Raw genomic sequence first — 232 nt, 5'->3', positions numbered from 1 at the left:
ATGGTGGGTGCGGTGATCATGTTCGTGGTCTTCATGGAGCGTGCGCTGCGCAAGATCCACATTCAGTACCCGCGCCGCCAAGTCGGTATGAAGGGCTATGATGGTGGCTCCTCGCATCTTCCCGTCAAGGTCAACCCGGCAGGCGTGATCCCGGCGATCTTTGCCTCCTCGCTGCTGTTGCTGCCGACCACGATCTCCACCTTTAGCCAGGGGGCCGCAACAAGCCCGGTGA

1 pseudogene is annotated in these 232 nt (G+C 61.2%); it reads left to right on the top strand.

What is annotated here, in order from left to right:
* Positions 1–232 (top strand): annotated as a pseudogene (locus O4G76_RS21765) (preprotein translocase subunit SecY); the annotation flags it as partial.

This window comes from Limimaricola sp. G21655-S1 (assembly GCF_027213785.1).
In the GTDB taxonomy this organism is placed as follows: domain Bacteria; phylum Pseudomonadota; class Alphaproteobacteria; order Rhodobacterales; family Rhodobacteraceae; genus Limimaricola.
Note: the sequence above shows the minus strand (reverse complement) of the source record. Positions and strands in the feature narration are given on the sequence as shown.